At 34.8% G+C, this 982-nt stretch carries 1 protein-coding gene; it reads right to left on the minus strand.

Going from position 1 to position 982, the window contains the following annotated elements; all coding sequences use genetic code 11:
- Positions 1-24 precede the first annotated feature (24 nt).
- On the minus strand, positions 25-888 hold the full coding sequence (locus C9E89_RS22825) for an IS982 family transposase (RefSeq protein ID WP_107010327.1): 864 nt from the start codon (positions 886-888) through the stop codon (positions 25-27).
- Positions 889-982 lie beyond the last annotated feature (94 nt).

A 982-nucleotide genomic window follows, 5' to 3' on the forward strand; every position in this document is an offset into this window, starting at 1 on the left:
TAACCTGAGTTCGACGAAATCTGCTTAGCCTTTTAGCATATTTTGGAAAGTTGGCTTATTGGGATTCAAACAATAAGCCACTACAGCAGCCATGATATTCACCATGAAGTTATTTACCGAACGATGACGTGAATGTTCAAGTTGATGTAAATTTTTTAATTGATCATTCACGGTTTCGATCAATCCTCTTCTGCAAAGTAATTGTTTTTCTTCTTCAGTTTGAATGGGTTTATTTTTCATATTCCGACGTGATGGGGTCAATATTTTCAGTCCTCTTGCTGCTAAAGCTTCGGCTTTTGCTTTGCTCAAATAGCCTTTGTCTCCGAGTAGGATTCCTTTTAATTCTTGAGTTAAAGATTCTAATATAGCAACATCATGAACATTTCCCGATGTCAGTTTGAGATTAATAATTTCACCTAAATTATTGATAACGATATGTAATTTAAAACCATAAAACCAACCCGTACTACTTTTTCCACGGCCGGCCAAGCCTTTAAATACACGATGCCTTTTAATCCGAAGATTATGGCAAACTACCAATTTAGTGGAGTCAATGATACTGATTCCCGTATCTTTTCCTTTCACCTGGTGGAAGAAACTACTCAGAGCTTGCAAACAACGGGGCATGATTTCAATAAATCGGTTGTAGCTAAGCAGTTTAGGAAAAGCAGATTTCCAGAATGGAACGATCATTTGGCAATAAAAATATTTGAAGAATCTAAAACCGGATTGATGAAATAAAATGACAATGGTCATTGCTTCAGACAAGCTCAAGGCTGACTTTTTCAGCTTGGATTTTTGATCAGAAATTAAAGCTTTTTCTAAAGATTCATTAAATGTTTTGCAGAAATCGTCCAAAATACAAAATAATTCGGTAATATGATCCATTGAGAAGCCTTGTTTTATAACATTTTGTCTTGAGAACCAATATGTTATAAATTCAGGGCTTTTTTTCTACTCTTTTTTATATCGAACTCAGGTT

The organism is Acinetobacter sichuanensis (assembly GCF_003024515.2).
Lineage (GTDB): Bacteria > Pseudomonadota > Gammaproteobacteria > Pseudomonadales > Moraxellaceae > Acinetobacter > Acinetobacter sichuanensis.